At 64.9% G+C, this 20,367-nt stretch carries 20 protein-coding genes and 2 tRNA genes; 8 read left to right on the top strand and 14 right to left on the bottom strand.

All coding sequences use genetic code 11. The features are described from left to right. The first annotated feature begins 467 nt into the window (after window positions 1-467). Window positions 468-1,505, top strand: a complete 1,038-nt coding sequence (locus J2R80_RS10785) for a tyrosine-type recombinase/integrase (RefSeq protein WP_253638534.1) — start codon at window positions 468-470, stop codon at window positions 1,503-1,505. A 65-nt stretch (window positions 1,506-1,570) separates the two neighbouring features. Here the strand turns inward: J2R80_RS10785 and J2R80_RS10780 are convergent. The 9 genes from J2R80_RS10780 to J2R80_RS10740 form a co-directional block, all read right to left on the bottom strand. Continuing rightward, window positions 1,571-1,646: transfer RNA gene (locus tag J2R80_RS10780), tRNA-Phe, on the bottom strand. Window positions 1,647-1,785: 139 nt separating this feature from the next. Then, the gene (yacG, locus tag J2R80_RS10775) at window positions 1,786-1,980 is read right to left on the bottom strand and encodes a DNA gyrase inhibitor YacG (RefSeq protein WP_057018155.1); all 195 of its coding nucleotides are present in this window, start codon (window positions 1,978-1,980) and stop codon (window positions 1,786-1,788) included. Between the two features lie 447 nt (window positions 1,981-2,427). Beyond that, the gene (locus J2R80_RS10770) at window positions 2,428-3,057 is read right to left on the bottom strand and encodes a Maf-like protein (protein ID WP_018269043.1); all 630 of its coding nucleotides are present in this window, start codon (window positions 3,055-3,057) and stop codon (window positions 2,428-2,430) included. A 192-nt stretch (window positions 3,058-3,249) separates the two neighbouring features. Then, complete coding sequence (locus J2R80_RS10765; protein ID WP_076828053.1) at window positions 3,250-3,714, bottom strand: low molecular weight phosphatase family protein; 465 nt, start codon at window positions 3,712-3,714, stop codon at window positions 3,250-3,252. 114 nt (window positions 3,715-3,828) lie between these two features. Then, window positions 3,829-4,335, bottom strand: coding sequence for a UPF0262 family protein (locus J2R80_RS10760; protein ID WP_016841326.1), 507 nt, complete (start codon window positions 4,333-4,335; stop codon window positions 3,829-3,831). Beyond that, window positions 4,332-5,627: a histidinol dehydrogenase gene (gene hisD, locus J2R80_RS10755; protein WP_253638533.1), complete on the bottom strand. Its 1,296-nt coding sequence runs from the start codon at window positions 5,625-5,627 to the stop codon at window positions 4,332-4,334. Before hisD ends, J2R80_RS10760 begins: the two co-directional genes overlap by 4 nt. Before the next feature lie 198 nt (window positions 5,628-5,825). Beyond that, complete coding sequence (locus J2R80_RS10750; RefSeq protein ID WP_057018152.1) at window positions 5,826-6,254, bottom strand: DUF2948 family protein; 429 nt, start codon at window positions 6,252-6,254, stop codon at window positions 5,826-5,828. 88 nt (window positions 6,255-6,342) lie between these two features. Then, window positions 6,343-7,002, bottom strand: a complete 660-nt coding sequence (locus J2R80_RS10745) for an epimerase (RefSeq protein WP_253638532.1) — start codon at window positions 7,000-7,002, stop codon at window positions 6,343-6,345. Between the two features lie 29 nt (window positions 7,003-7,031). After that, window positions 7,032-7,970 carry an SDR family oxidoreductase gene (locus tag J2R80_RS10740; protein ID WP_253638531.1) on the bottom strand — a complete coding sequence of 313 codons (939 nt, stop codon included), beginning with the start codon at window positions 7,968-7,970 and terminating at the stop codon, window positions 7,032-7,034. A 169-nt stretch (window positions 7,971-8,139) separates the two neighbouring features. Between J2R80_RS10740 and J2R80_RS10735 the strand changes: the two genes are divergently transcribed. After that, on the top strand, window positions 8,140-8,745 hold the full coding sequence (locus tag J2R80_RS10735) for a TetR family transcriptional regulator (protein ID WP_253638530.1): 606 nt from the start codon (window positions 8,140-8,142) through the stop codon (window positions 8,743-8,745). 349 nt (window positions 8,746-9,094) lie between these two features. Here the strand turns inward: J2R80_RS10735 and J2R80_RS10730 are convergent, their stop codons facing one another. The 4 genes from J2R80_RS10730 to J2R80_RS10715 form a co-directional block, all read right to left on the bottom strand. Further along, complete coding sequence (locus tag J2R80_RS10730) at window positions 9,095-9,919, bottom strand: alpha/beta fold hydrolase (RefSeq protein ID WP_050382324.1); 825 nt, start codon at window positions 9,917-9,919, stop codon at window positions 9,095-9,097. 140 nt (window positions 9,920-10,059) lie between these two features. Beyond that, window positions 10,060-10,560: a hypothetical protein gene (locus J2R80_RS10725; RefSeq protein ID WP_057018160.1), complete on the bottom strand. Its 501-nt coding sequence runs from the start codon at window positions 10,558-10,560 to the stop codon at window positions 10,060-10,062. A gap of 177 nt (window positions 10,561-10,737) precedes the next feature. Further along, window positions 10,738-11,046 carry a UBP-type zinc finger domain-containing protein gene (locus J2R80_RS10720; RefSeq protein WP_057018148.1) on the bottom strand — a complete coding sequence of 103 codons (309 nt, stop codon included), beginning with the start codon at window positions 11,044-11,046 and terminating at the stop codon, window positions 10,738-10,740. A 168-nt stretch (window positions 11,047-11,214) separates the two neighbouring features. Beyond that, the gene (locus J2R80_RS10715; RefSeq protein WP_253638529.1) at window positions 11,215-12,912 is read right to left on the bottom strand and encodes a cyclic nucleotide-binding domain-containing thioredoxin-disulfide reductase; all 1,698 of its coding nucleotides are present in this window, start codon (window positions 12,910-12,912) and stop codon (window positions 11,215-11,217) included. A 575-nt stretch (window positions 12,913-13,487) separates the two neighbouring features. Between J2R80_RS10715 and J2R80_RS10710 the strand changes: the two genes are divergently transcribed. After that, a tRNA-Thr gene (locus tag J2R80_RS10710) sits at window positions 13,488-13,562 on the top strand. 56 nt (window positions 13,563-13,618) lie between these two features. Here the strand turns inward: J2R80_RS10710 and J2R80_RS43255 are convergent. Continuing rightward, window positions 13,619-13,744, bottom strand: a complete 126-nt coding sequence (locus J2R80_RS43255) for a hypothetical protein (RefSeq protein WP_256527829.1) — start codon at window positions 13,742-13,744, stop codon at window positions 13,619-13,621. Window positions 13,745-13,843: 99 nt separating this feature from the next. Between J2R80_RS43255 and J2R80_RS10705 the strand changes: the two genes are divergently transcribed. The 5 genes from J2R80_RS10705 to hemA all read left to right on the top strand — a co-directional run bounded on the left by J2R80_RS10705 (window position 13,844) and on the right by hemA (window position 20,352). Continuing rightward, on the top strand, window positions 13,844-14,164 hold the full coding sequence (locus J2R80_RS10705) for a hypothetical protein (protein WP_253638528.1): 321 nt from the start codon (window positions 13,844-13,846) through the stop codon (window positions 14,162-14,164). A 354-nt stretch (window positions 14,165-14,518) separates the two neighbouring features. Continuing rightward, window positions 14,519-15,262: an outer membrane protein gene (locus tag J2R80_RS10700; RefSeq protein ID WP_028333722.1), complete on the top strand. Its 744-nt coding sequence runs from the start codon at window positions 14,519-14,521 to the stop codon at window positions 15,260-15,262. Between the two features lie 250 nt (window positions 15,263-15,512). Then, entirely contained in the window at window positions 15,513-17,657 is a 2,145-nt protein-coding gene (locus tag J2R80_RS10695) for a methyl-accepting chemotaxis protein (RefSeq protein WP_057018145.1), read from the top strand. A gap of 216 nt (window positions 17,658-17,873) precedes the next feature. After that, window positions 17,874-18,938, top strand: coding sequence for an MBL fold metallo-hydrolase (locus J2R80_RS10690; RefSeq protein WP_026191925.1), 1,065 nt, complete (start codon window positions 17,874-17,876; stop codon window positions 18,936-18,938). A 184-nt stretch (window positions 18,939-19,122) separates the two neighbouring features. Beyond that, a complete protein-coding gene (gene hemA / locus J2R80_RS10685) occupies window positions 19,123-20,352 on the top strand; it encodes a 5-aminolevulinate synthase (RefSeq protein ID WP_057019433.1) in 1,230 nt (409 codons plus the stop codon). Window positions 20,353-20,367 lie beyond the last annotated feature (15 nt).

Genomic DNA, 20,367 nt, shown 5'->3' with positions numbered 1-20,367 from the left:
CTAGCTTTTCTATCTCTGCAGACACGATCTTGCGCTGTTCTACAGCTTCCCTTAGCTCCTTCATGAAATCGGATTCGGTCATCGACTCCTCGTGCGAGTTGGCAAAAATTCCCTAGCACTATCTTCGGCCAGTCTCTTCTATCAAATTCAGACGACCGCGAAATCGCTTCCGGCAGTTAACCGATGCTGACTCGCCGCGGCACATTCTGCACAGCTGTTAGGTCTCTCTTATATGCAAACCAAAGAGCGCCGGATTGGACCTCGCCTTCTGACATTGAAAGAAGCCGCTCTATATTGTGGCGTTAGCATTTCCATTTTCCGGAATCACTGTCCGATCAGATCCGTCGCTCTCGGTCCAGGAGCCAAGCTTCGACGCTTCGACCGCCAGAGCCTGGACGAATGGATCGACGCGCTTGGAAATGAACCGCTGTCAAAAAGGGATTGGCTAGCCGAATTGGATCGTACCGATGACCATACTCAGAATTAAGGGCTTAAAACGATATCGCGTGAAGGGACGCTGGTATGCCTATCATAGAAAATCAAACACAAGGCTTAAGGCTGAATTCGGAACGGCTGAGTTCATTGCGGAGTTAGCAAAGTTAGAACGCAAGCTAAGGAAGACCGAGGCACTACCAGGAACGCTCGGAAAGCTCTTCGCCTCCTACAAAGGGTCGGCGGCCTATGGTGACCTCGCTTTCGCAACCAAGCAGGGCTACTCGCGCATGATGAATTTGCTGAAGCCACTCGACGAGATGCCACTTGTCGAGCTGACGCCACAATTCATCGCTGGCCTGCGAGATCGGATTGCAGAGAAGCACGGTCGCAGGCAAGCAAATTACGTCATGGCTGTCGTGTCCGTTGCATGTGAGCACGGCAAGGAGCACGGGATCGTTCGCGAAAATCCCGTGAAAGGCGTTAAGCGAGTAAAGCATTTACGAAATAGGTCCGCTGCGAATCGACCGTGGACAATCGATGAGCGCAGGATCGTGCTGGCCCAAATCCCTGATCAACTGAAACTGCCGGTCGCGCTGGCTATGTTCACCGGCTTGCGTAAAGGCGACGTGCTGTCGCTCGCGAAAAGCGCTATTCGAGACGGAAAAATTTGGCGGCGGACCAACAAGACCGGGCAAGAGCTTTCACTTCCGATCCACCCTGACCTTTCTGAACTCCTAGGCCGGTACTCGCAGCACGATGCCATCACGGTGGCGGCGACAACGAATGGCACGCCTTGGACAGAGAGCGGCTTCAATTCAAGCTTCATAAAGGCGATGGCCAAATTGAAGATAGAGGGCAAAATCGGTGACGGCCTGACCTTCCACGGGTTGCGCCACACGGTCGGCAAGTTACTCGTCGAGGCCGGTTACGACATTGACACGGTTCGTCGCTGGCTCGGCCAACGGACCTTCGTGATGGCGGCCTATTACACGGAGACCGCGGATATCTCGCAGCGGATGCGGGAAGTGGTCGCGAAGCTCGACCCGCTGGGGAGCAAATCGCGAACATAAGTGTCTAACTCGCGGCCGGAATTGTCTAACGGGCCAGGAGACATTCGGCTAAGTCATTGATTTTATGGTGCCCAGGGGCGGGATCGAACCACCGACACTGCGATTTTCAGTCGCATGCTCTACCAACTGAGCTACCTGGGCATACCCGCGGGGCCGAAAGGCCGGAGTGAGCGGGCGGTTTATAGAGAGGTCGGGGCGCCGTGTCCACCCGCCTTCGCCAAAGGCTTCGCCGGCCGCGGCCCGCCCGGCACTCTTTCCCCAACTTGTTGAGAAATCTTGGCTATTCCGGGTCCTCCGCGTCGTCCTCGCGGCCCGGGACGACATAGCGGCCGGTCAGCCAGCGGTTGAGATCGACGTCGCGGCAGCGCGCCGAGCAGAACGGGCGGAAGGCCTGCTCGACGGGCTTGCCGCAGATCGGGCAGGCACGCGGGGTGGCAGAGGGTATGGCCTTGGGCGTTCGGGCTTGGTCGGTCATGGCTGGGCCGGAGTTTACATCATCTGCCGCATGTTCCGCTGCGCTCCCCTCTGCTTGCGGGTAGGGCAATCGCATATGCGTCTTCGCCGGCCGCGCAGGTGCTTGGCCTCGTGGATCGAGACGGCGCCCTCGCCCGCAAGCGCAGGGCGATAGCCTCGGAGCGAGGGGCGTCTCCGCGATTTCTGGATAATGGAAGAATGCCGCTGATTTGCCCGACGAGTCAAGTTGTCGTGTCGAACGCCCGCAGCCGCCGGCACCTTTGCATGGGGTTGTTTTCGATATTTTGGCAGCGCGCCCCTGCGGCAGGCTATCGCGTCCGGCTATCGGCCTCGTTGCATAGCCCGGCCATGACGATGTGGAGCAGTTGGGGTGGGGTCTCATCGCGAGTCGTTCACGAGGAAAGAGCCCCATCCGTATCGCATTTGCGATACGACCTCAGTGGATACCTCACACCGCGACGGAGTTGAGCCAGCCGTGGCGGATCGGAAAGCCCTCGCCGCCGAGCAAGGTCACGGTCTCGTAGAGCGGCAGGCCGACCACGTTGGTGTAGGACCCGACCATCTTGACCACGAACGATCCGGCAATGCCCTGCACCGCGTAGCCGCCGGCTTTGCCGCGCCATTCGCCGGAGCCGATATAGGCCTGGATGTCGTCCTCGCTGAGCCGCTTGAAGCGTACGCGCGTTTCGACCAGGCGCTGACGGAATGCCTCGCGCGGCGTCACCACGCAGATCGCGGTGTAGACGCGGTGATTGCGGCCCGACAGCAGCCGCAGGCACTGCGCGGCCTCGTCGACCAGATTGGCCTTGGGCAGGATGCGGCGGCCGACCGCGACCACGGTGTCGGCGGCAATGATGAAGGAGCCGCGCAGGTCGTCGTCAAGATGCACCGATTTCAGCGCCGCGTCGGCCTTGGCGCGCGCCAGGCGGTTCGCGCAGGCGCGCGGCAACTCGCCCCGCCGCGGAGTCTCGTCGACATCGGCCGGGCGCAGCGCATCGGGCTCGATGCCGGCCTGGTTGAGCAGGGCCAGCCGCCGCGGCGAACCGGAAGCAAGAACGAATTTGGGACGGCCTAGCATGCGGGCTTTTGGGCTGAATCGGGGGGACAGACGCGGGCGGAACCTATCGGATGGGGCATGGATGCACAACCTTGGAACCGACCGCGAATCGCGCCCCCGCCTGAGACCAGGCCCCATAAGCACAGCTGTTTGTCAGTCTGGCGACAGGCGGCGGTTCTGCGAATCGGAACAAGCTGGTCCCCTCGCCGCGCCTCACAGGTTTGCCGCGCCGGCCCTGGCAAAGCGGCGGCGGATGCGCAGCAACAGGCCGTCGCAGACCTCGCGGTAGGCGGCGAGCTTCTGCTCGCGGTTGCCGCTGGTGCCGGTCGGATCCTGCGTCGGCCAGTATTCGACATCGGCGGCGAGCGTGCGGGTGAGATCCAGCGCCCTGTGGTGCGCCTCCGGCGACAGCGTGATGATGAGATCGAAGTTCAGCCCCTCCCAGTCCTCGAGCTCCTCGAAGGTTTGCGGCTTGTGGCTGGAAATGTCCTGGCCGAGTTCGGCCATCACCGAGACGGCGAACGGGTCGAGCTCACCCTTCTTGACGCCGGCCGAGCGCACATAGAGGCCTTGCGGAAACATCTGCTGCAGCAGGCTTTCGGCCATCGGCGACCGCACGCTGTTCAGGCCGCATGCGAACAGCACGGCCTGGGGATTGCGCGCGCGCGGCGCTTCCATGCGATCAGGCTTTTTTCGATCGGGGTACGCCCCCGTCAATCACCGCTTCACCGATCATGCGCCACTTCGATTGGCGCATAATCTGATCCGAAAACCGGTATCCACTTCTCGGGATCATGCGCCTTCACCCTTCCAGTGCAGCACAGTGATCAGCGTGAACAGCCGCCGCGCGGTCTCGAAATCGACGCGCACCTTGCCCTTGAGCCGTTCCTGCAGCGTGCGCGAGCCCTCGTCATGGATGCCGCGGCGGCCCATGTCGATCGCCTCGATCTTGTCCGGCGTCGCGGTCCGGATCGCCTGATAGTAGCTGTCGCAGATCATGAAGTAGTCCTTCACGACGCGGCGGAACGGGGTCAGCGACAACAGATGTGCGACCACCGGCGCGCCGTCCTCCTTGCGGATATCGAACATCAGCCGGTTGCCGGTGATCGCGATATGCAGGGTGTAAGGCCCCGGCCCGGCGGCGCCCTCGGGCGCGAATAGGTTCTGCTCGATCAAATCGTAGATCGCGATCGCCCGCTCATGCTCGATATCGGGCCCGGAACGGCCGATCGATTCCTCGTCGAGCGTCACCGCGACGATGCGATTGTTGGAATCCTCGTCGTCTGGTGGCTTGTTCATGAGAGGTTGAGGCGCAATCCGACGGAACGTGAATGGGCATCGAGACCCTCGGCCTGGCCGAGCGTCATCGCGGCGGGCCCGAGCGCACGGAGTTGATCCGGCCCGCACCGCAGGATCGAGGTTCGCTTCATGAAGTCAAGCACCCCGAGGCCCGAGGAGAACCGCGCCGAGCGCGCGGTCGGCAGCACATGGTTGGAGCCGCCGACATAGTCGCCGATCGCCTCCGGGGTATGGGCCCCGAGGAAGATCGCCCCGGCGTTGCGGACCTTGTTCGACAGGCCCTCGGCATCCGCGGTCATGATCTCGAGATGCTCGGCCGCGATCGCATTGGCGAGCTCGACCGCGTCGTCGAGTTTTGCCACCTTGATCACGGCACCGAAGTCGTTCCACGAGGTGCGGGCGATCTCGCCGCGCGGCAAGGTCGCTAGCTGCGTCTCGACCGCGCGCTCGACGTCGGCGGCGAGCCGTGCACTGTCGGTGATCAGGATCGACTGCGCGCTGACGTCATGCTCGGCCTGCGCCAGGAGGTCGGCCGCGATCCAGTCGGCATTACCGGTGTCGTCGGCGATGACCAGCACCTCGGAGGGGCCGGCGATCATGTCGATGCCGACCTTGCCGAACACCAGCCGTTTTGCCGCGGCGACATAGGCGTTGCCGGGGCCGACGATCTTGGCGACCGGCGCGATTGTCGCGGTGCCGTAGGCCAGCGCCGCCACCGCCTGGGCGCCGCCGACCCGGTAGATTTCCGAGACGCCGCCGAGATGGGCGGCGGCGAGCACCAGCGGGTTGAGCTTGCCGTCCGGCGCCGGCACCACCATCACCACCCGCGGCACGCCGGCGACCCTGGCCGGCACCGCGTTCATCAGCACCGAGGACGGATAGGCCGCGGTGCCGCCGGGCACGTAGAGGCCGACCGCATCGACCGCGCTCCAGCGCCAGCCGAGCTCGACGCCGGCGGCATCGGTGAAGCGCTCATCCTTCGGCAACTGGCGGCGGTGGAAGGTCTCGATCCGGTCGCGCGCGAACCTCAGGGCGTCGACGGTCTTGGGATCGCAGGCCGCAACCGCGGCGTCGATCTCGGCTGCGGTAATGCGCAGGCCGGCCGCCTCGATATCGAGGCGGTCGAACTTTTTGGTCGCCTCGAGCAGCGCCGCGTCGCCGCGGGCCGCCACGTCGTCGACGATCGTGCGGGTGGCGCGCTCGACGTCGGCCGACACCTCGCGCTTGGCCGCCAGGAAATCGCGGAATCGCTGCTCGAAATCGGCGCTCTGTCGGTCCAGGCGAACGGGCATGACGGCTTTCTTAGGAGGAATTCGGGTCCCTGCTCAATGGCGCGACGGATAATGGCCGTCAACCCTTGGGGGATGTCATTCCGGGATGGTCCGAAGGACCAGACCCGGAATCTCGAGATTCCGGGTTCGGTCCGGAGCCTGTCATCGGGCCGCGCCTTGCGCGGACCCGTTGGGACCGCCCCGGAATGACGTGCCCAATCACCCCGGCGCCACGCCGAGATCGTCGATGCCCAGATCAGTCAATTCGCACTCCAGGCACTCGACATCCAGCCGCAGCGCCCCACCATGGCCGAACATCAGGAGCGCGCTGCCGCCCGGCGGGTCGGAGGCATAGAACTCGATCCCGAGCAGTTCCAGGGTGGCTTCCGGGACTTCCAGGTCGATATTGCGCGACTTGCATGCCAGCACCCGGTCGAACCTGAGCGCGGCGATCAACCGGCGCGAGCAGGCGCCGCCCGACAGGGTCTGCTCCCAGTCCAGCCGGTTCAGGCCGACCACGAGCCGCTTCTCGTCCTGGCGCCAGACGATGTCGGAGGGCTGGACGTGGGCGTCCTGCACATGAGCCGAGATGACCGCGAGGTCATCGGCATCGAGAGCAATCAGTTTCAGCGGCGCGGGTGGGGACATGACGGTGGTTATAACGCCTCGCGGCCCGGGAGGTACCAAGAGACCTGGCGAAATCGCCGCGCGAGGGAACCGGCCGGCCCACCACGCTTCAGAGGCGATTGATGTCCTCGCTCTCCAGCACCGGCCTGGGGTAGCCGTCGCGGGCGACCTTCAGCATGGCGCGGCCGAGCTGTTCCGATGTCGTCATGTAGCTCGGGGCGACCCGCACCAGAAAGGAAAGCAGCGGCGAGGTCGCGAGATAGATCGCCTGCACCCAGCCGGTCTTGGAGCGGACGCCATGCAGCGGCTGGATCCCGGCGGGCCGGAACATGTAGGCGGCCTTGAACGGCAGCTTGAGCAAATCGTTCTCGGTCTTGCCCTTCACCCGCGCCCACATCAATGGGCCGCGCTCAGTGGAATCGGTGCTACGCCCCGTGACATAGGTGAACACCATGCCGGGATTGAGCCGCGCCAGCACCGTCGCCGCGGCCAGCGTGATGTCGTAGGTGAGATGGCGGTAGCGTGCCTCGTCCATGCCGATCGAGGAGACGCCGAGGCAGAAGAAGCAGGCGTCGTAGCCGGCAAGCTGAGGCTCGATCGCGCTGTAATCGACGAAATTGTCGTGGATCAACTCGACAAGCTTGGCATCGCGCTGCCCGGTCGGGCTGCGCCCAACCGCGAGCACGCGCTCGACGCCGGGATCGAGCAGGCATTCGCGCAGCACGCCCTGCCCGACCATGCCGGTCGCGCCGAACAGGATGACCTTCATCTCGATTGCCCTGCTGCCGCCCGATCCGTTCAGGCGGCGGTTGCGACCTGATCAAACGATACACCGGTCAGCGCCGCCGAGATATCCCATAGCCGCTGCGCTACCGCGGTGTCCCTGGCGTGCGGCATGATGCGCGCCGGCGCAGGTGGGCCCTTCAACTCGTAGAACCCGTTGGGGCCGTAATAGCCGCCCGGCTGGGCCGCGGCTGAGGTCGCCGCGAACAGCGTCGGCAACGCGCCCGCCGCCGCGGAGTGGCTCATGATCGGCTGCAAATATCGACCGAGCCGCCATGACAGGCTGTCGGTGCCGGGACCGTTCGGGATCAGCTCGGTGCGCGCGTAGCCGGGATGCGCGGCATTGCTCATCAATCCCCAGCCGTTGATCGCACTGCGACGCTGCAATTCGAGCGCGAACATCAGCATCGCAAGCTTCGACTGGCAGTAGGCGCGCCACGGCGCGTAAGAACGGCGGGCCTGCAGATCGTCGAAATTGATGACGCCGGAGCGATGCGCAAGGCTGGAGAGATTGACGACGCGGGTGCTGTGGCCGCGGCGGAGCTGCGGCAACAGCAGCGCGGTCAACGCATAGTGGCCGAGATAGTTGGTGCCGAACTGCACCTCGAACTCGTCAGCGGTGACCTGCCGCTTCGGCAGCGACATCACCGCGGCATTGTTGATCAGGAGATCGAGCGCGGTATGCGTGGCGGCGAAGCGCCCGGCGAAATCGGCGACCGATGCGAGGTTCGCGAGGTCGAGCGTTTCATAGCTCACCGCGGCATCGGGAAGCTGCGCGCGGATCCGCGCCAGCGCATCCTGCCCCTTGGCGCCGTTGCGGCCGGTGAGCACGACATGGGCGCCGGCGCGCGCCAATTCCAGCGCGGTCTCGTAGCCGAGTCCGCCGGTAGCGCCCGTGATCACTGCGGTCCTGCCGCCCTGCCGCGGAATGTCTGCAGTGCTCCAGCCGGTCATGCTTATATCTCCTTGCGACACGATTCGGGTTTCTCGTCGGGTTCTTGCGGGTCCAGCCGCATCCGACGAAATGTGCACTAGGTGCATTTTTGCAAGGGGTGAAAAATTGCAACGTCCGGCGCCCGCGCGAAAACCGGCCAGGAAATCGGCCAAGAGACCAGTCAAGTCGATGCAATCCAAAGCGAATCCGGCGCCGCCGGCGGCGGGCCTGCGCGCGCGCAAGCGGCAGGAGACCCGGGAGCGGCTGACCAAGGCGGCGATGATGCTGTTTCTGGAGCGCGGCTTCGAGGCGACCACGCTCGACGACATCGTCGCCGCCGCCGACGTCTCGCGCCGCACCTTCTTTCACTATTTCGCCTCGAAGGAAGACGTGGTGCTGGCCTGGCAGGAGGACGGTACCGCGGCCCTGATCGCAGCCGTTGCGGCGCGCCCGGGCACTGAATCAATGCTGCAGGCCGCCGAGAACGCCATCGCCGACATGGTCAGGCAGATCGACCCGCGCGAGGCGGTCGCGCTGGCGCGTCTGAAGCGCGACAATCCAGCGCTGCAGGCGCGCGATCAGGCCAAATATGAAAGGCTTGAGCGTGAGCTCGCCAACGCGTTGCTCAAGCGCACCAACCACAAGAACGACCGGATGAAAGCCCGGCTGGTCGCGATGATCACGACCGGCGCGATGCGCGTCGGCAGCGAGCTCTGGGCCGACGATGGCGCCCGCGAGAAGCCGGACCTGGTCGCCAAGCGCCTGTTCGCCGCAATCCGCGCGATTTTTGAGTGAGCGAGCCGATCACGGCGCTTCCGAAACATAGTCTCCGTAAGGCGAGCACATGCTTCGGACTCCTCCCCCTTGTGGTAGGGCAATCGCATATGGCCGTTTGAGGCGATCGGAGTTCCCACAAACTCGTCATGCCCGGGCTTGTCCCGGGCATCCACGTCTTCGTTTCCACGCGAAGAGAAGACGTGGATGGCCGGGCTAAACATCAAGCCCGGCAATGACGGCGCGGAAGAATCGGTTCATTCCATATGCGATAGCCCTGCCCTTGTGGGGAGAGGAGTGAGCCACCGGGCGAGGTGGATTGAGGCTGCGCAATGTTGAGACGCGCGGCGCAGAGCACAGCCTCTCACCTTCAGCCCTTGATGAACGCCAGCAAGTCGGCATTGATCGTCTCGGCCTCCGTCGTCGGCATGCCGTGCGGAAAACCTTTATAGGTCTTCAGCGTGCCGTTCTTCAGAAGCTTGGCCGAGAGCGGGGCGGAGTCGGCGTAGGGCACGATCTGGTCGTCGTCGCCATGCATCACCAGCACCGGCACGTTGATCTTCTTCAGATCCTCCGTGAAGTCGGTTTGCGAGAACGCGACGATGCCGTCGTAATGCGCCTTGGCGCCGCCCATCATGCCCTGCCGCCACCAGTTCTGGATCACGGCCTCCGACGGTTTTGCGCCGGGCCGGTTGTAGCCGTAGAACGGCCCGGCCGGCAGGTCGCGGTAGAATTGCGAGCGATTGGCGGCGAGTTGAGCCTGCAAGCCGTCGAATACCGACTTCGGCAAGCCGCCGGGATTATTCGCCGTCTGCACCATCAACGGCGGCACCGCGCTCAGGATCGCCGCCTTCGCCACCCGGCTCTCGCCGTGGCGGGCGATGTAGTGCACCACCTCGCCGCCGCCGGTGGAATGGCCGACATGGACGGCGTTCTTCAGATCGAGATGCGCGGTGACGGAAGCGAGGTCGTCGGCATAGTGATCCATGTCATGACCGTCGGCGACCTGGGCGGAGCGGCCGTGGCCGCGGCGGTCATGGGCGACGACGCGAAAGCCGTGCCCCACGAAGAACAGCATCTGCGCGTCCCAGTCGTCCGACGACAGCGGCCAGCCATGGCTGAACACGATCGGCTGGCCCGAGCCCCAATCCTTGTAGAAAATCTCGACGCCGTCTTTGGTGGTGATGGTGGGCATTGGAAGCACTCCTTCAGCTGATCGTCATTCCGGACACGCCAGGCGTGAACGAACCTTGGGCGACGGCGCATCGCGGACACGCCACCGCATCTCGTCTTCTATGCTGCGTGTCGCTACGAAATGAGGTCATCCGCCCCGGATCAGGCGAACGTGACCGCCCTGAACCGGCGCCAGGCACCGATGGTCACCAGGACGAAGAACACCAGCACGATGCCCTGCACCACGGCAAAGACCGGCCCGGATGGCGGGTTCGGCGGCACGGCTGGCGCCAGCGCCTGCAACGCCGGCACCTTGAGGAAGCTCTGGATGACCAGCACGAAGACGTTGAGATAGAGCGAGACCATCGCGGTCACGATATAGATCGGACGCCAGGCGCCCTTGAGCTGCATCGCATAGAGCGCAATGCAGGCGATCGCGAGCAGCACCAGCGAAAGCCCGCCGATGATGTGCGACGGCAGCAGCTTCTCGGTCACCAAAGGCGGGATCACGAAGCCGGTGGCGCTGGTCAGGATCGTGAGCGCGAGGAAGATCGCGGTCAGCCCCGGCATCGCGCGCGAGCCGAGCAGCCCGAACATCACGAGCACGCCGGCGACGATTGCAATCAGGCTGATAATGACGTGCACGAGCACCAATGTCGTCATGTGGCGCACTCCCCGTTGAGACCCGCGTGCGAGGTTACGATGCGTGACGGAAAATTGCTACATGCTTCGATGGCAGGACGGCCGACATCCCATCAAAAATTGCCGGCGCGGGCGATTGCTGAAAATTTTCGCACATATGTCACACGATGCGGCACGTGCGCCGTGCGAGAAGCCTCATCAATAATAGCGCGGGATCGGTCCATTATGCGGCGTCTTGCGCTTCGACAGGTCGAACAGCACCTCGTCGACATAGCACCAGCCCCAGCCTTCCGGCGGATCGTAGCCCTCGATCACGGGATGGCCGGTGGCGTGGAAATGCGCCGTCGCATGCCGGTTCGGCGAATCGTCGCAGCAGCCGACATGGCCGCAAGTGCGGCAGATGCGCAAATGCAGCCAGCGGCTGCCGCTCTTCAGGCATTCCTCGCAGCCGAGCGCGCTCGGCGTGACATCCTGGATGCCGGCGATATGGGTGCAGCCTTTCGTCATTTTTCGGCCCTTACCTGTCGCAGCTATCTGATCCGTCATCCTGAGGTGCGAGCTCTTGCGAGCCTCGAAGGATGCACGGCCACACTGTGGCCGATTCATCCTTCGAGACGCCGCTTCGCGGCTCCTCAGGATGACGGGAAAACGTTTGCGTGCGTTGCATCGACGTTGCTACAGCGTATGATCACCCGCGTCAGCAAGATAGCCGTGCAGCGCGGCGACGACCTGCGCGCCCTCGCCGATCGCGCCGCCGACGCGCTTGACTGATCCGGAGCGGACGTCGCCGACCGCGAACACACCGGGCACCGTGGTCTCGAGCAGCGGCACGGCGCGCGCGCCTTCGCCGGTCTGCACGCCGGTCGTCACGAAGCCGCCGCGGTCGACCTGCACGCCGCAGCCCTCGAGCCAGCCGGTCGCGGGATCGGCGCCGACAAACAAAAAGAGATTGCGGATATCCATGGTGAACTCGTCGGGCGCGAGCCGGCTGCGCCAGCGCACCCGCTGCAGCGTCTCCGCGCCGTCGAGCCCGATCACCTCGGTGTTGAACATCAATTCGATGTTCGGCGTCGCCTCGATGCGCTCGATCAAATAGCGCGACATGCTGGCTCCGAGCCCGCCGCCGCGGATCATCATGTTGACCTTGCGGGCATGCGCCGACAGGAACACCGCCGCCTGCCCCGCGGAATTGCCGCCGCCGACCAGCACGACGTCCTGGTTGGCGCAGAGCCGCGCCTCGATCGGCGAGGCCCAGTACCAGACGCCGCGACCTTCAAACGCATCGAGATTGTCGATCTCGGGCCGGCGATAGCGCGCCCCGCTGGCGACCACAACGGATTTCGCGCGCAGCGTATGCCCGCAGGCGGTGTCGAGCACGAATGCGCCGGACGCTTTCGTGCAGTCGAGCGATTTGATCGAGACCGGGATCAGCATCTCGGCGCCGAATTTCTGGGCCTGGTTGAAGGCGCGCCCGGCCAGCGCCTGTCCGGAGATGCCGGTCGGAAAGCCCAGATAGTTTTCGATGCGCATGCTGGCGCCGGCCTGGCCGCCGAAGGCGCGGGAATCGAACACCGCAACCGACAGGCCTTCCGACGCCGCATAGACCGCGGTGGCAAGCCCGGCCGGGCCGCTGCCGACCACGGCAACATCGTAGAGTTTTTCATGCGCGCTGTTGCCGATCATGCCGAGCGCCATCGCAAGTGCGGTCTCGGACGGATTGCGCAGCACCGTGCCGTTGGGACAGACCACCAGCGGCAGCTCGGCGCGCGTCGGCGAATAGCGCGCGACGAGGTCGGCGGCATCCTTGTCGGTCGCGGGGTCGAGGAGGTGGTGCGGCTGGCCGTTGCGCGCCAAAAAATTCTGCAGCGACGCCATGTTGCCGACCGAGGCGGGGCCGATCAGCACCGGCCCGCCGGCGCCGCCCTGGATCAGGCTGACGCGGCGCAGGATCAGCGCGCGCATGATGCGCTCGCCGAGATCGGCCTCCGCAACCAAGAGCGCGCGCAGCCGGTCGGGCGGCAGCAGCAGCGTCTCGACCACCCCATCGGCATGGCCGTCGACCAGCGCCGGGCGGCCGGAGAGCTGGCCGATCTCGGCGAGGAACTGGCCCGGTCCCTGGTCGATGATCGGCGCGACATGGCCGAGGCCGTCGCGCTGGGTGATCGAGACATTGCCCGACAGCACCACGAACATGCCGGGCCCGGGTTTGCCGGTCTCGAACAGCGCCTCGCCGTCCTGGTATGAGCGCGGCTCGCCGAAGCGGCGCATCCGCTCGATCTCGTGCGCGGTCAGGGTCGGAAAGGTCTGCTCATGGCGCGGGAAGGCGTAGGCGGTTGCGCTCAGCCGATCGATCGTCGTCTCATCTACAGCCATCTCGGCAACCCGCTTCCTTATGACAGCACGAACTGGGTTAACGGCGCGGCTCGTTTCCGCCGGCGTCATCTGGTGAGCCGCCATCTAGCGAACCATGGGCGGCTTCGGAAGAGGCCGCATCGTCACGACCGCGCGCCTGCGATTTCCGCCGCTTCAGGTTTTCGCGCAGCGCGAGCTTGAGACGATCCTGTCGTGAATCCTTCACGCGGGCTCCGGCCTGCCCGCCGCCTCTGTCCTGGTCGCCTGTCATTGCATAACTCTCGAACCGCCGCCGCCCTGCGCAAGGGGAGGATAGGCCGAGCATAGCCAATGGCGGATGCCCGCGCACCCTGCCCGGTCGGCCAGTTGCGGCGATATGATTCGGCGGCAAGCGCGGATCGGGATAGTTTCGGCGCAATCGGGAACCCAAACCGGCCGAAATCGGCCAGATTGGCCGGAATCATCGGCGAGGCGGTCGATTTCTGCCGATTTCAAGGGCGGCAGGGGCGCTGTTTCGCTTGCGCCAAAGGGAGGCCTGTGGCAAGAACCGCCCGCTTGGACGGGCCCTCGGGGCCGATTCAATTTTTCCCGGGCATGCTGCCGTAGCTCAGTGGTAGAGCACTCCATTGGTAATGGAGAGGTCGACAGTTCAATCCTGTCTGGCAGCACCAGGATCTTCGCAAACGATGGCAGTCGCAGGCACGCGGTGCGCCCGCGTGCGCTGGAATCAACGCGCCAGCAGCACACCCATCCCGCCGATCGTCAGCACGACGTAGAAGGCGAACACACTGCCGACCCATTTCCAATCGATCTGATCGTGTTCGGGGCTGAGGCTTTCGATGATGCCGTGCATGATGGTTTCCTTTAGAACTCGCCTGCGTGGCGTATAACCCGCGCCTCGAGCACATCATGTGACTCACTTCACATTTTGCCATCGCGGAGCGGACCAAGCGTGACCGGCCCAGAACTGAAGAAACTGCGCGAACATCTCGGCGAGGCGCTGGGCCGCGAGCTGACGGCGGCTGACATGGCAAAGCTGTGCGGGCTATCGGCCGCCGGCGGCGCCGAGAAGCTGCGCAGATGGGAAGTCAGCGGCCCGACCCCGAAGGTCGCCGCCCTGCTGCGCGTGCTGGCGATGGCGAGCGAGCACTATCCGATCCTGGAGAAGTTCGACGTGTTCGATCGCCACGACGTCCCGGTCAAGGATCGCGCCGCCCGCCGCCAGGCGTTCCGCGAGCAGATGCGCGACGATGTGCGCAAGCGCCTGGCCTAAAGCGCGATGACATTAGGTTGAATCATCATCGCGCTTTAGCTCCTTGTTTGAGCATGATCTCCGCAAACGCGTTCCGCGTTTGTCGAGAGGGAAAACCGCTTCGCACTTTTCCGGATCATGCTCTAACCGACGGCTTGGTTAACAGGAAATGCGCGCCGCGCACACCGCGTTAAGCCTTGCTTCATTCCACCTTAAGCGTTCGTTAGGCACAACAAAACGTTTCGCCGCAAAGGCTGCGACTTAACGCTCCGCGCAGCGTTCCGGTGACTGCATTTTATTCAAATGCGGTCTAACCCGTCGCCGTGGATGGCGCCATTCACGCTGCGCCTCATGACTTGTCCGGAGACTGCCCCCATGAAGAAGTTCCTGCTCGCAACCGCCGCCGTCGCGGCGGCCGTCGCTGCCTTTGGCGCGACCGCCAACGCCGCCGATTTCAACCGTGGCTATTATCAGAAGGCGCCCGCGCCTGTTTACGCCGCTCCGCTCTACAACTGGACCGGCTTCTATCTCGGCGGCCATCTCGGCGGCGTTTTCTCCCAGAACAACAATTTCAACGGCCTCGCGCTGTCCGACTCCGACGCCCGCTTCATGGGCGGCGTGCAGGCCGGTTACGACTGGCAGCTGTCGCCGATGTGGGTGATCGGCCTCGAAGGCCAGTATTCCTGGGTCGGCGGCCATCAGCTCAACGCGATCTTCCCGGGCGGCTACGTCTACAACAACAACCAGCGCGGCATCGGCTCGATCACCGGCCGCGTCGGCTACACCTGGGGTCCGGGCCTGATCTATGTGAAGGGCGGTTATGCCTATTCCGACAACAACGAAACGGTGACGCTCGGCGGCGCGCCGGTCGGCTTCAGGCTCAGCGACAACCACAGCAACGGCTGGACCATCGGCGGCGGCGCCGAATACATGTTCGCGCCGAACTGGTCGGCCAAGGTCGAGTACCAGTACTATGACTTCGGCGACAGCCGCTTCACCGCGCCGGGCGCGCTGGTGCCGGTCGGCAGCTTCCACAATGACGAGCACACGGTGAAGGCGGGCCTCAACTACCGCTTCAATCTCGGCAACCTCGGCGGCCCTGCTTACGGCCGCTACTGAGAGCACGCCCACAACCAACAGTGGAAAAGGCCGGCGCAAGCCGGCCTTTTTGCATCCGATCGCGTGCATCGATTCCGCACGGCGAACCGAGACGTCGCCACTGCGCGGCAGCCCTGAAAAATCCCGCAGATCGTCGCAATTTTCCCGATTTTGTTAACCGGCCGCACCGATACTCCCGCGCCGGGGAAACATCCAAGAGTAGTGGCCAGGGATAGTGGCCAAGCGTAGTGGGCCAGGGGGCACAGGGGCAATGGCGTTTCGGTTCAAGCTCGGCAAACCAAATCTCAAGCGTATCCATCTGCCGCAAATGGGCGTCAGGGGCAGCCTGTTCGCGGCGTTCGCTGTGATCGCAGGCATGGCGCTGGTGATCAGCGCAGGCGCCGGCATCGTGCTGCATCAGCTCGGCGGCACCATGACCGATCTCTCCGGCCGCGACATTCCGCGGCTTGCCGCGAGCCTGCAACTTGCCGCGCAAAGCGCTTCGCTCGCGGCGCAAGGCCCCGGCCTGCTCGCCGTGCAGAGCGAGGACGCGCTGAACGATCGCACCAAGAAGGTGCAGGACGTCGCGCGGCTCACCAGCGCCAAGCTCGGCGAGATCATCGAGCTCGGCGCCGACAAATCCGTGGTCAGCGCATTGCAGGAGAACGTCAAGAACACCGACGAGGCCACCAAGAGCCTGATCTCGGCGGCGCGCGAGCGGCTCGAGGTCGGCGCGCTGCGCGACAAGCAGTACAACGCACTGCGCAAGGCGCAGGCGGCGTTCGTCTCCGCCGCAAGTCCCGCGATGCTCGACGCGCAGACCCGGCTCAACGCCATCCTCGCCGCGGCCGAAGTCTCCGCGGACGACGCCACTGAAGCTGCCCGCACCGTCGGCCAGATCAGCAACGTGCTCGCCGCCGGCAATCTGATGGCCGCCGACATGACCGCGGCGCTGTCGGCCAATTCCAGCGAAACCCTCGATGCGATCGAGGCCGAGTTCAAGGCCGGGCGCGAACGCGTCAAGTCCAACCTCGAGGACTTGCCGAACAATCCCGCGATCGTCGCGGTGCGCGACACCGCCTCGAGGCTGCTCGTGCTCGGCGAAGGCAAGACCGGCGTGTTCAAGATCCGCCAGAAGGAGCTCGACGCGATCGACTACGGCCAGACCATCCTGGAAGAGACGCGCAAGCTCAATGTCGGGCTCGGCATCAGCGTCCAGCAGCTGGTCGACGCGGTGCAGAAGGAGACCGACAGTTCGACCTTCCAGGCGCGGCAGCAGATCTCGCTCGCGACCATGGTGATGATCGGCCTCGGCGCGCTGACGCTGGTCGGCTCGTTCCTGTTCGTCTGGCTCTATGTCGGACGCAACATCCTGCGCCGCATCCGCGGCCTGCAGCGCTCGATGCAGCTGCTGTCCGACGGCGACCTCGACACCGAGATCCCGCAGAGCCGCCAGCGCGACGAGATCGCCGTCATGGCCGACGCGCTGCAGGTGTTCCGCGAGAGCATGGTCGAGAGCCGCGAGCTCACGGAAAACCAGAACAAGGATCGCAGCGCCAAGGCGGAGCGCGCCTCGCGCATGGAAGCGCAGATCGTCACGTTCGAATCCAACGTCCGCAGCGCGCTCGGCAGCCTGCAGACCGCGGCGAACTCGATGCAGTCGACTGCGCAGAGCATGTCGGCGACCGCCGACCAGTCGAGCGCGCTGGTCAATGCCGTCGCGTCGGCCGCCGAGGAAACCTCGGTCAACGTGCAGACGGTGTCGGCCGGCACCGAGGAGCTGTCGTCCTCGATCCAGGAGATCGGCCGCCAGGTCGTGACCTCGGCGGAGATCGCCCGCAAGGCGGTGGAGGAAGCCAGCGCCACCGACAGCACGATGCAGGGGCTCGCCGACAATGCCGCACGCATCAGCGTCGTGGTCGACCTGATCCAGACCATCGCCTCGCAAACCAATCTGCTCGCGCTCAACGCCACCATCGAGGCGGCGCGCGCCGGCGAGGCCGGCCGCGGCTTTGCGGTGGTCGCCTCCGAGGTGAAGAACCTCGCGAGCCAGACCGCGAAGGCAACCGAGGAAATCCGCCAGCAGATCGTCAGCATGCAGGAGGTGACGACGACGGCAGTCTCCGCCATCCGCAACATCTCGAGCACGATCGGCGAGATCAACGACGTCACCACCGCGATCGCCGCCGCGGTCGAGCAGCAGGGCGCGGCGACCCGCGAGATCGCCCGCAACATCCAGCATGCGGCGGGCGGCACCAGCGAGGTGTCGAGCAACATCGTCGGCGTCTCGACCGCCTCGGCCGAGGCGGGCACTGCCGCCGGCGAGGTGCTGAGCGCCTCCGACGCGCTGCGCCGCGAGGCCGACGTGCTGCGCTCGGAGATCGACGGCTTCCTGTCGAACATCCGCGCGGCGTAGGTACAGCGTCGTTCCGGGGCTATGCGAAGCATAGAACCCGGAACCTCGAGATTCCGGGTTCGCCTCTTCGAGGCGCCCCGGAATGACGGGCACGTATTCGCAAGACCGTTCGCTTCATCCGGGCTACGGAATTCCGGCGACTTCCCAACGAATTCTCCGGACGACTATCTGATTTTTCGGCTGGCGCGGCGGCCCGTGTGCCGCTAAGCCGGTAGCATGCATACGAAGACCGACCCCGTGCACTCCTCGGCGGAGGCACTGCGATACCCTTGGGAAAACCATCCTGGCCACGACCAGGTCGTGGAGGTGGCTCCCGGCGTGCTGTGGGCGCGGCTGAAGCTGCCGTTCCGCCTCAACCATGTGAACATCTATCTGCTCGCCGACGGCGACGGCTGGACCATGGTGGACGCCGGCTTCGGCAATGAGGAATCGATCGCGGCCTGGACCACGCTATTCGAGGGGCCGCTGAAGCACGTCAAGGTCACCCGCCTGATCGTGACGCATTCGCATCCCGACCATGTCGGTCTCGCCGGCTGGATCACCGAGCGCTTCGGCTGCCCGCTGTTCATGTCGCAGGTGGAATATCTGCAGTCGGTCTATCACCAGAACCGCGGCACCGAGGAGCGGCGCAACGCGCAGCGGCTGTTCTTCCGCCGCCATGGCATGGACGAGGACCTCACCGAGAAGCTGCTCGGCCGTGGCCAGGATTACCTGAAGCGCGTGTCGGTGCTGCCGCCGTCCTATCACCGCCTCACCCATGGCGACGAGGTCGTGATCGGCACGCGGCGCTTCAAGGTGATCACCGGCGGCGGCCACGCGCTCGACCAGGTGATGCTGTATTGCGCGGCCGACAAGCTGTTCCTGTCCGCCGACCAGGTGCTGAGCAAGATCTCGCCCAATGTCAGCGTCTGGGCGGTCGAGCCCGAGCAGAACTCGCTCGGCGAATATCTGGCCTCGCTGGCAAGCCTGACCACCACCCTGCCCTACGACGTGATGGTGCTGCCGGGCCACGGCGTGCCGTTCTACGGGCTGAAGACCCGGATCAAGCAGCTCGCCGATCACCATGAGGAGCGCTGCCGGCTGATCGCCGAGGCCTGCCGCGAGGTGCCGCAGACCTCCAAGGAGCTGGTGCCCGTGGTGTTCCACAAGCACGTGCTGGACGAGCACCAGATGGGCTTCGCCGCCGGTGAGCTGGTCGCCCATGTCAATTACATGCTGGTCGAGGGCCGCCTGACGGCCGAAATGCACGCCGACGGCATGCTGCGCTTCAAGACGACCTGAACCCGGCCGGGCGGCAAGGCATCGCCCGGCGATTTGACCGAAATCGAGCCGAACGGCCCCGGCTAGGGCAATTTGCCCAACTGCGACGCATGCCCAGATGTGGGTCAATGCATGGACATTAGAGCTGGAAAAGCTCTAAGAAGAAGCAGTCATTCCGGTCAGGTTCCGCTTTCTGGGTTTGCCGATGGATTACAGCCAGTTCTTCAATACCGCCCTCAACCGCCTGCACGACGAGCGGCGCTACCGGGTGTTTGCCGACCTCGAACGGATCGCGGGCCGCTTCCCGCACGCCACCTGGCATTCGCCGAAGGGCAGCCGCAACGTCGTGATCTGGTGCTCCAACGACTATCTCGGCATGGGCCAGCATCCCAAGGTGGTCGGTGCCATGGTCGAGACCGCGACCCGGGTCGGCACCGGCGCCGGCGGCACCCGCAACATCGCGGGCACCCATCATCCGCTGGTGCAGCTCGAGGCGGAACTCGCCGACCTCCACGGCAAGGAAGCCTCGCTGCTGTTTACCTCGGGCTATGTCTCGAACCAGACCGGCATCTCGACGCTCGCCAAGCTGATCCCGAACTGCCTGATCCTGTCGGACGCGCTGAACCACAATTCGATGATCGAAGGCGTGCGCCAGGCCGGCTGCGAACGCCAGATATTCCGCCACAACGACGTCGCGCATCTCGAGGAGCTCTTGATCGCCGCCGGTCCCGACCGGCCGAAGCTGATCGTCTGCGAGAGCCTTTATTCGATGGACGGCGACGTCGCACCGCTCGGCAAGATCTGCGATCTCGCCGAGCAATACGGCGCCATGACCTATCTCGACGAAGTGCATGCGGTCGGCATGTACGGCCCGCGTGGCGGCGGCATCGCCGAGCGCGACGGCGTGATGCACCGGATCGATATCGTCGAGGGCACGCTGGCAAAAGCCTTTGGCTGCCTCGGCGGCTACATCGCGGGCCGCGCCGAGGTCATCGACGCGGTGCGCTCCTATGCGCCGGGCTTCATCTTCACCACCGCGCTGCCGCCGGCGATCTGCTCGGCCGCGACGGCTGCGATCCGGCACCTGAAGACCTCGAACTGGGAGCGCGAGCGCCACCAGGACCGTGCTGCCCGCACCAAGGCGATCCTGACCGCCGCCGGCCTGCCGGTCATGTCGAGCGACACCCATATCGTGCCGCTGTTCGTCGGCGATCCCGAGAAGTGCAAGCGGGCCTCCGACCTGCTGCTCGAGGACCACGGCATCTACATCCAGCCGATCAACTATCCGACGGTCGCCAAGGGCACCGAGCGGCTGCGCATCACGCCCTCGCCCTACCATGACGACGGCCTGATCGACGCGCTGGCCGAGGCGCTGCTCCAGGTCTGGGACCGGCTCGGCCTGCCCCTGCACCAGAAGTCGCTGGCCGCCGAGTAACCCTATCCGCTTCCG

The sequence above is a fragment of the Bradyrhizobium sp. USDA 4541 genome, assembly GCF_024171085.1.
Classification (GTDB): Bacteria; Pseudomonadota; Alphaproteobacteria; order Rhizobiales; family Xanthobacteraceae; genus Bradyrhizobium; species Bradyrhizobium australafricanum.
The sequence above is the reverse complement of the archived record's forward strand: the minus strand, read 5'-3'. Positions and strand labels throughout refer to the sequence as shown.

Bases quoted from the DNA above. Each gene is read 5' to 3' on its own strand.
- J2R80_RS10690 (WP_026191925.1), top strand. From the start codon at position 17,874: ATGCATACGAAGACCGACCCCGTGCACTCCTCGGCGGAGGCACTGCGA.
- J2R80_RS10695 (WP_057018145.1), top strand. From the start codon at position 15,513: ATGGCGTTTCGGTTCAAGCTCGGCAAACCAAATCTCAAGCGTATCCAT.
- J2R80_RS10700 (WP_028333722.1), top strand. From the start codon at position 14,519: ATGAAGAAGTTCCTGCTCGCAACCGCCGCCGTCGCGGCGGCCGTCGCT.
- J2R80_RS10725 (WP_057018160.1), bottom strand. From the start codon at position 10,560: ATGACGACATTGGTGCTCGTGCACGTCATTATCAGCCTGATTGCAATC.
- J2R80_RS10745 (WP_253638532.1), bottom strand. From the start codon at position 7,002: ATGAAGGTCATCCTGTTCGGCGCGACCGGCATGGTCGGGCAGGGCGTG.
- J2R80_RS10765 (WP_076828053.1), bottom strand. From the start codon at position 3,714: ATGGAAGCGCCGCGCGCGCGCAATCCCCAGGCCGTGCTGTTCGCATGC.
- hemA (WP_057019433.1), top strand. From the start codon at position 19,123: ATGGATTACAGCCAGTTCTTCAATACCGCCCTCAACCGCCTGCACGAC.
- J2R80_RS10760 (WP_016841326.1), bottom strand. From the start codon at position 4,335: ATGAACAAGCCACCAGACGACGAGGATTCCAACAATCGCATCGTCGCG.
- J2R80_RS10785 (WP_253638534.1), top strand. From the start codon at position 468: ATGACCATACTCAGAATTAAGGGCTTAAAACGATATCGCGTGAAGGGA.
- J2R80_RS10735 (WP_253638530.1), top strand. From the start codon at position 8,140: ATGCAATCCAAAGCGAATCCGGCGCCGCCGGCGGCGGGCCTGCGCGCG.
- J2R80_RS43255 (WP_256527829.1), bottom strand. From the start codon at position 13,744: ATGCACGGCATCATCGAAAGCCTCAGCCCCGAACACGATCAGATCGAT.
- J2R80_RS10740 (WP_253638531.1), bottom strand. From the start codon at position 7,970: ATGACCGGCTGGAGCACTGCAGACATTCCGCGGCAGGGCGGCAGGACC.
- J2R80_RS10715 (WP_253638529.1), bottom strand. From the start codon at position 12,912: ATGGCTGTAGATGAGACGACGATCGATCGGCTGAGCGCAACCGCCTAC.
- yacG (WP_057018155.1), bottom strand. From the start codon at position 1,980: ATGACCGACCAAGCCCGAACGCCCAAGGCCATACCCTCTGCCACCCCG.
- J2R80_RS10750 (WP_057018152.1), bottom strand. From the start codon at position 6,254: ATGTCCCCACCCGCGCCGCTGAAACTGATTGCTCTCGATGCCGATGAC.
- J2R80_RS10720 (WP_057018148.1), bottom strand. From the start codon at position 11,046: ATGACGAAAGGCTGCACCCATATCGCCGGCATCCAGGATGTCACGCCG.
- J2R80_RS10730 (WP_050382324.1), bottom strand. From the start codon at position 9,919: ATGCCCACCATCACCACCAAAGACGGCGTCGAGATTTTCTACAAGGAT.
- J2R80_RS10770 (WP_018269043.1), bottom strand. From the start codon at position 3,057: ATGCTAGGCCGTCCCAAATTCGTTCTTGCTTCCGGTTCGCCGCGGCGG.
- hisD (WP_253638533.1), bottom strand. From the start codon at position 5,627: ATGCCCGTTCGCCTGGACCGACAGAGCGCCGATTTCGAGCAGCGATTC.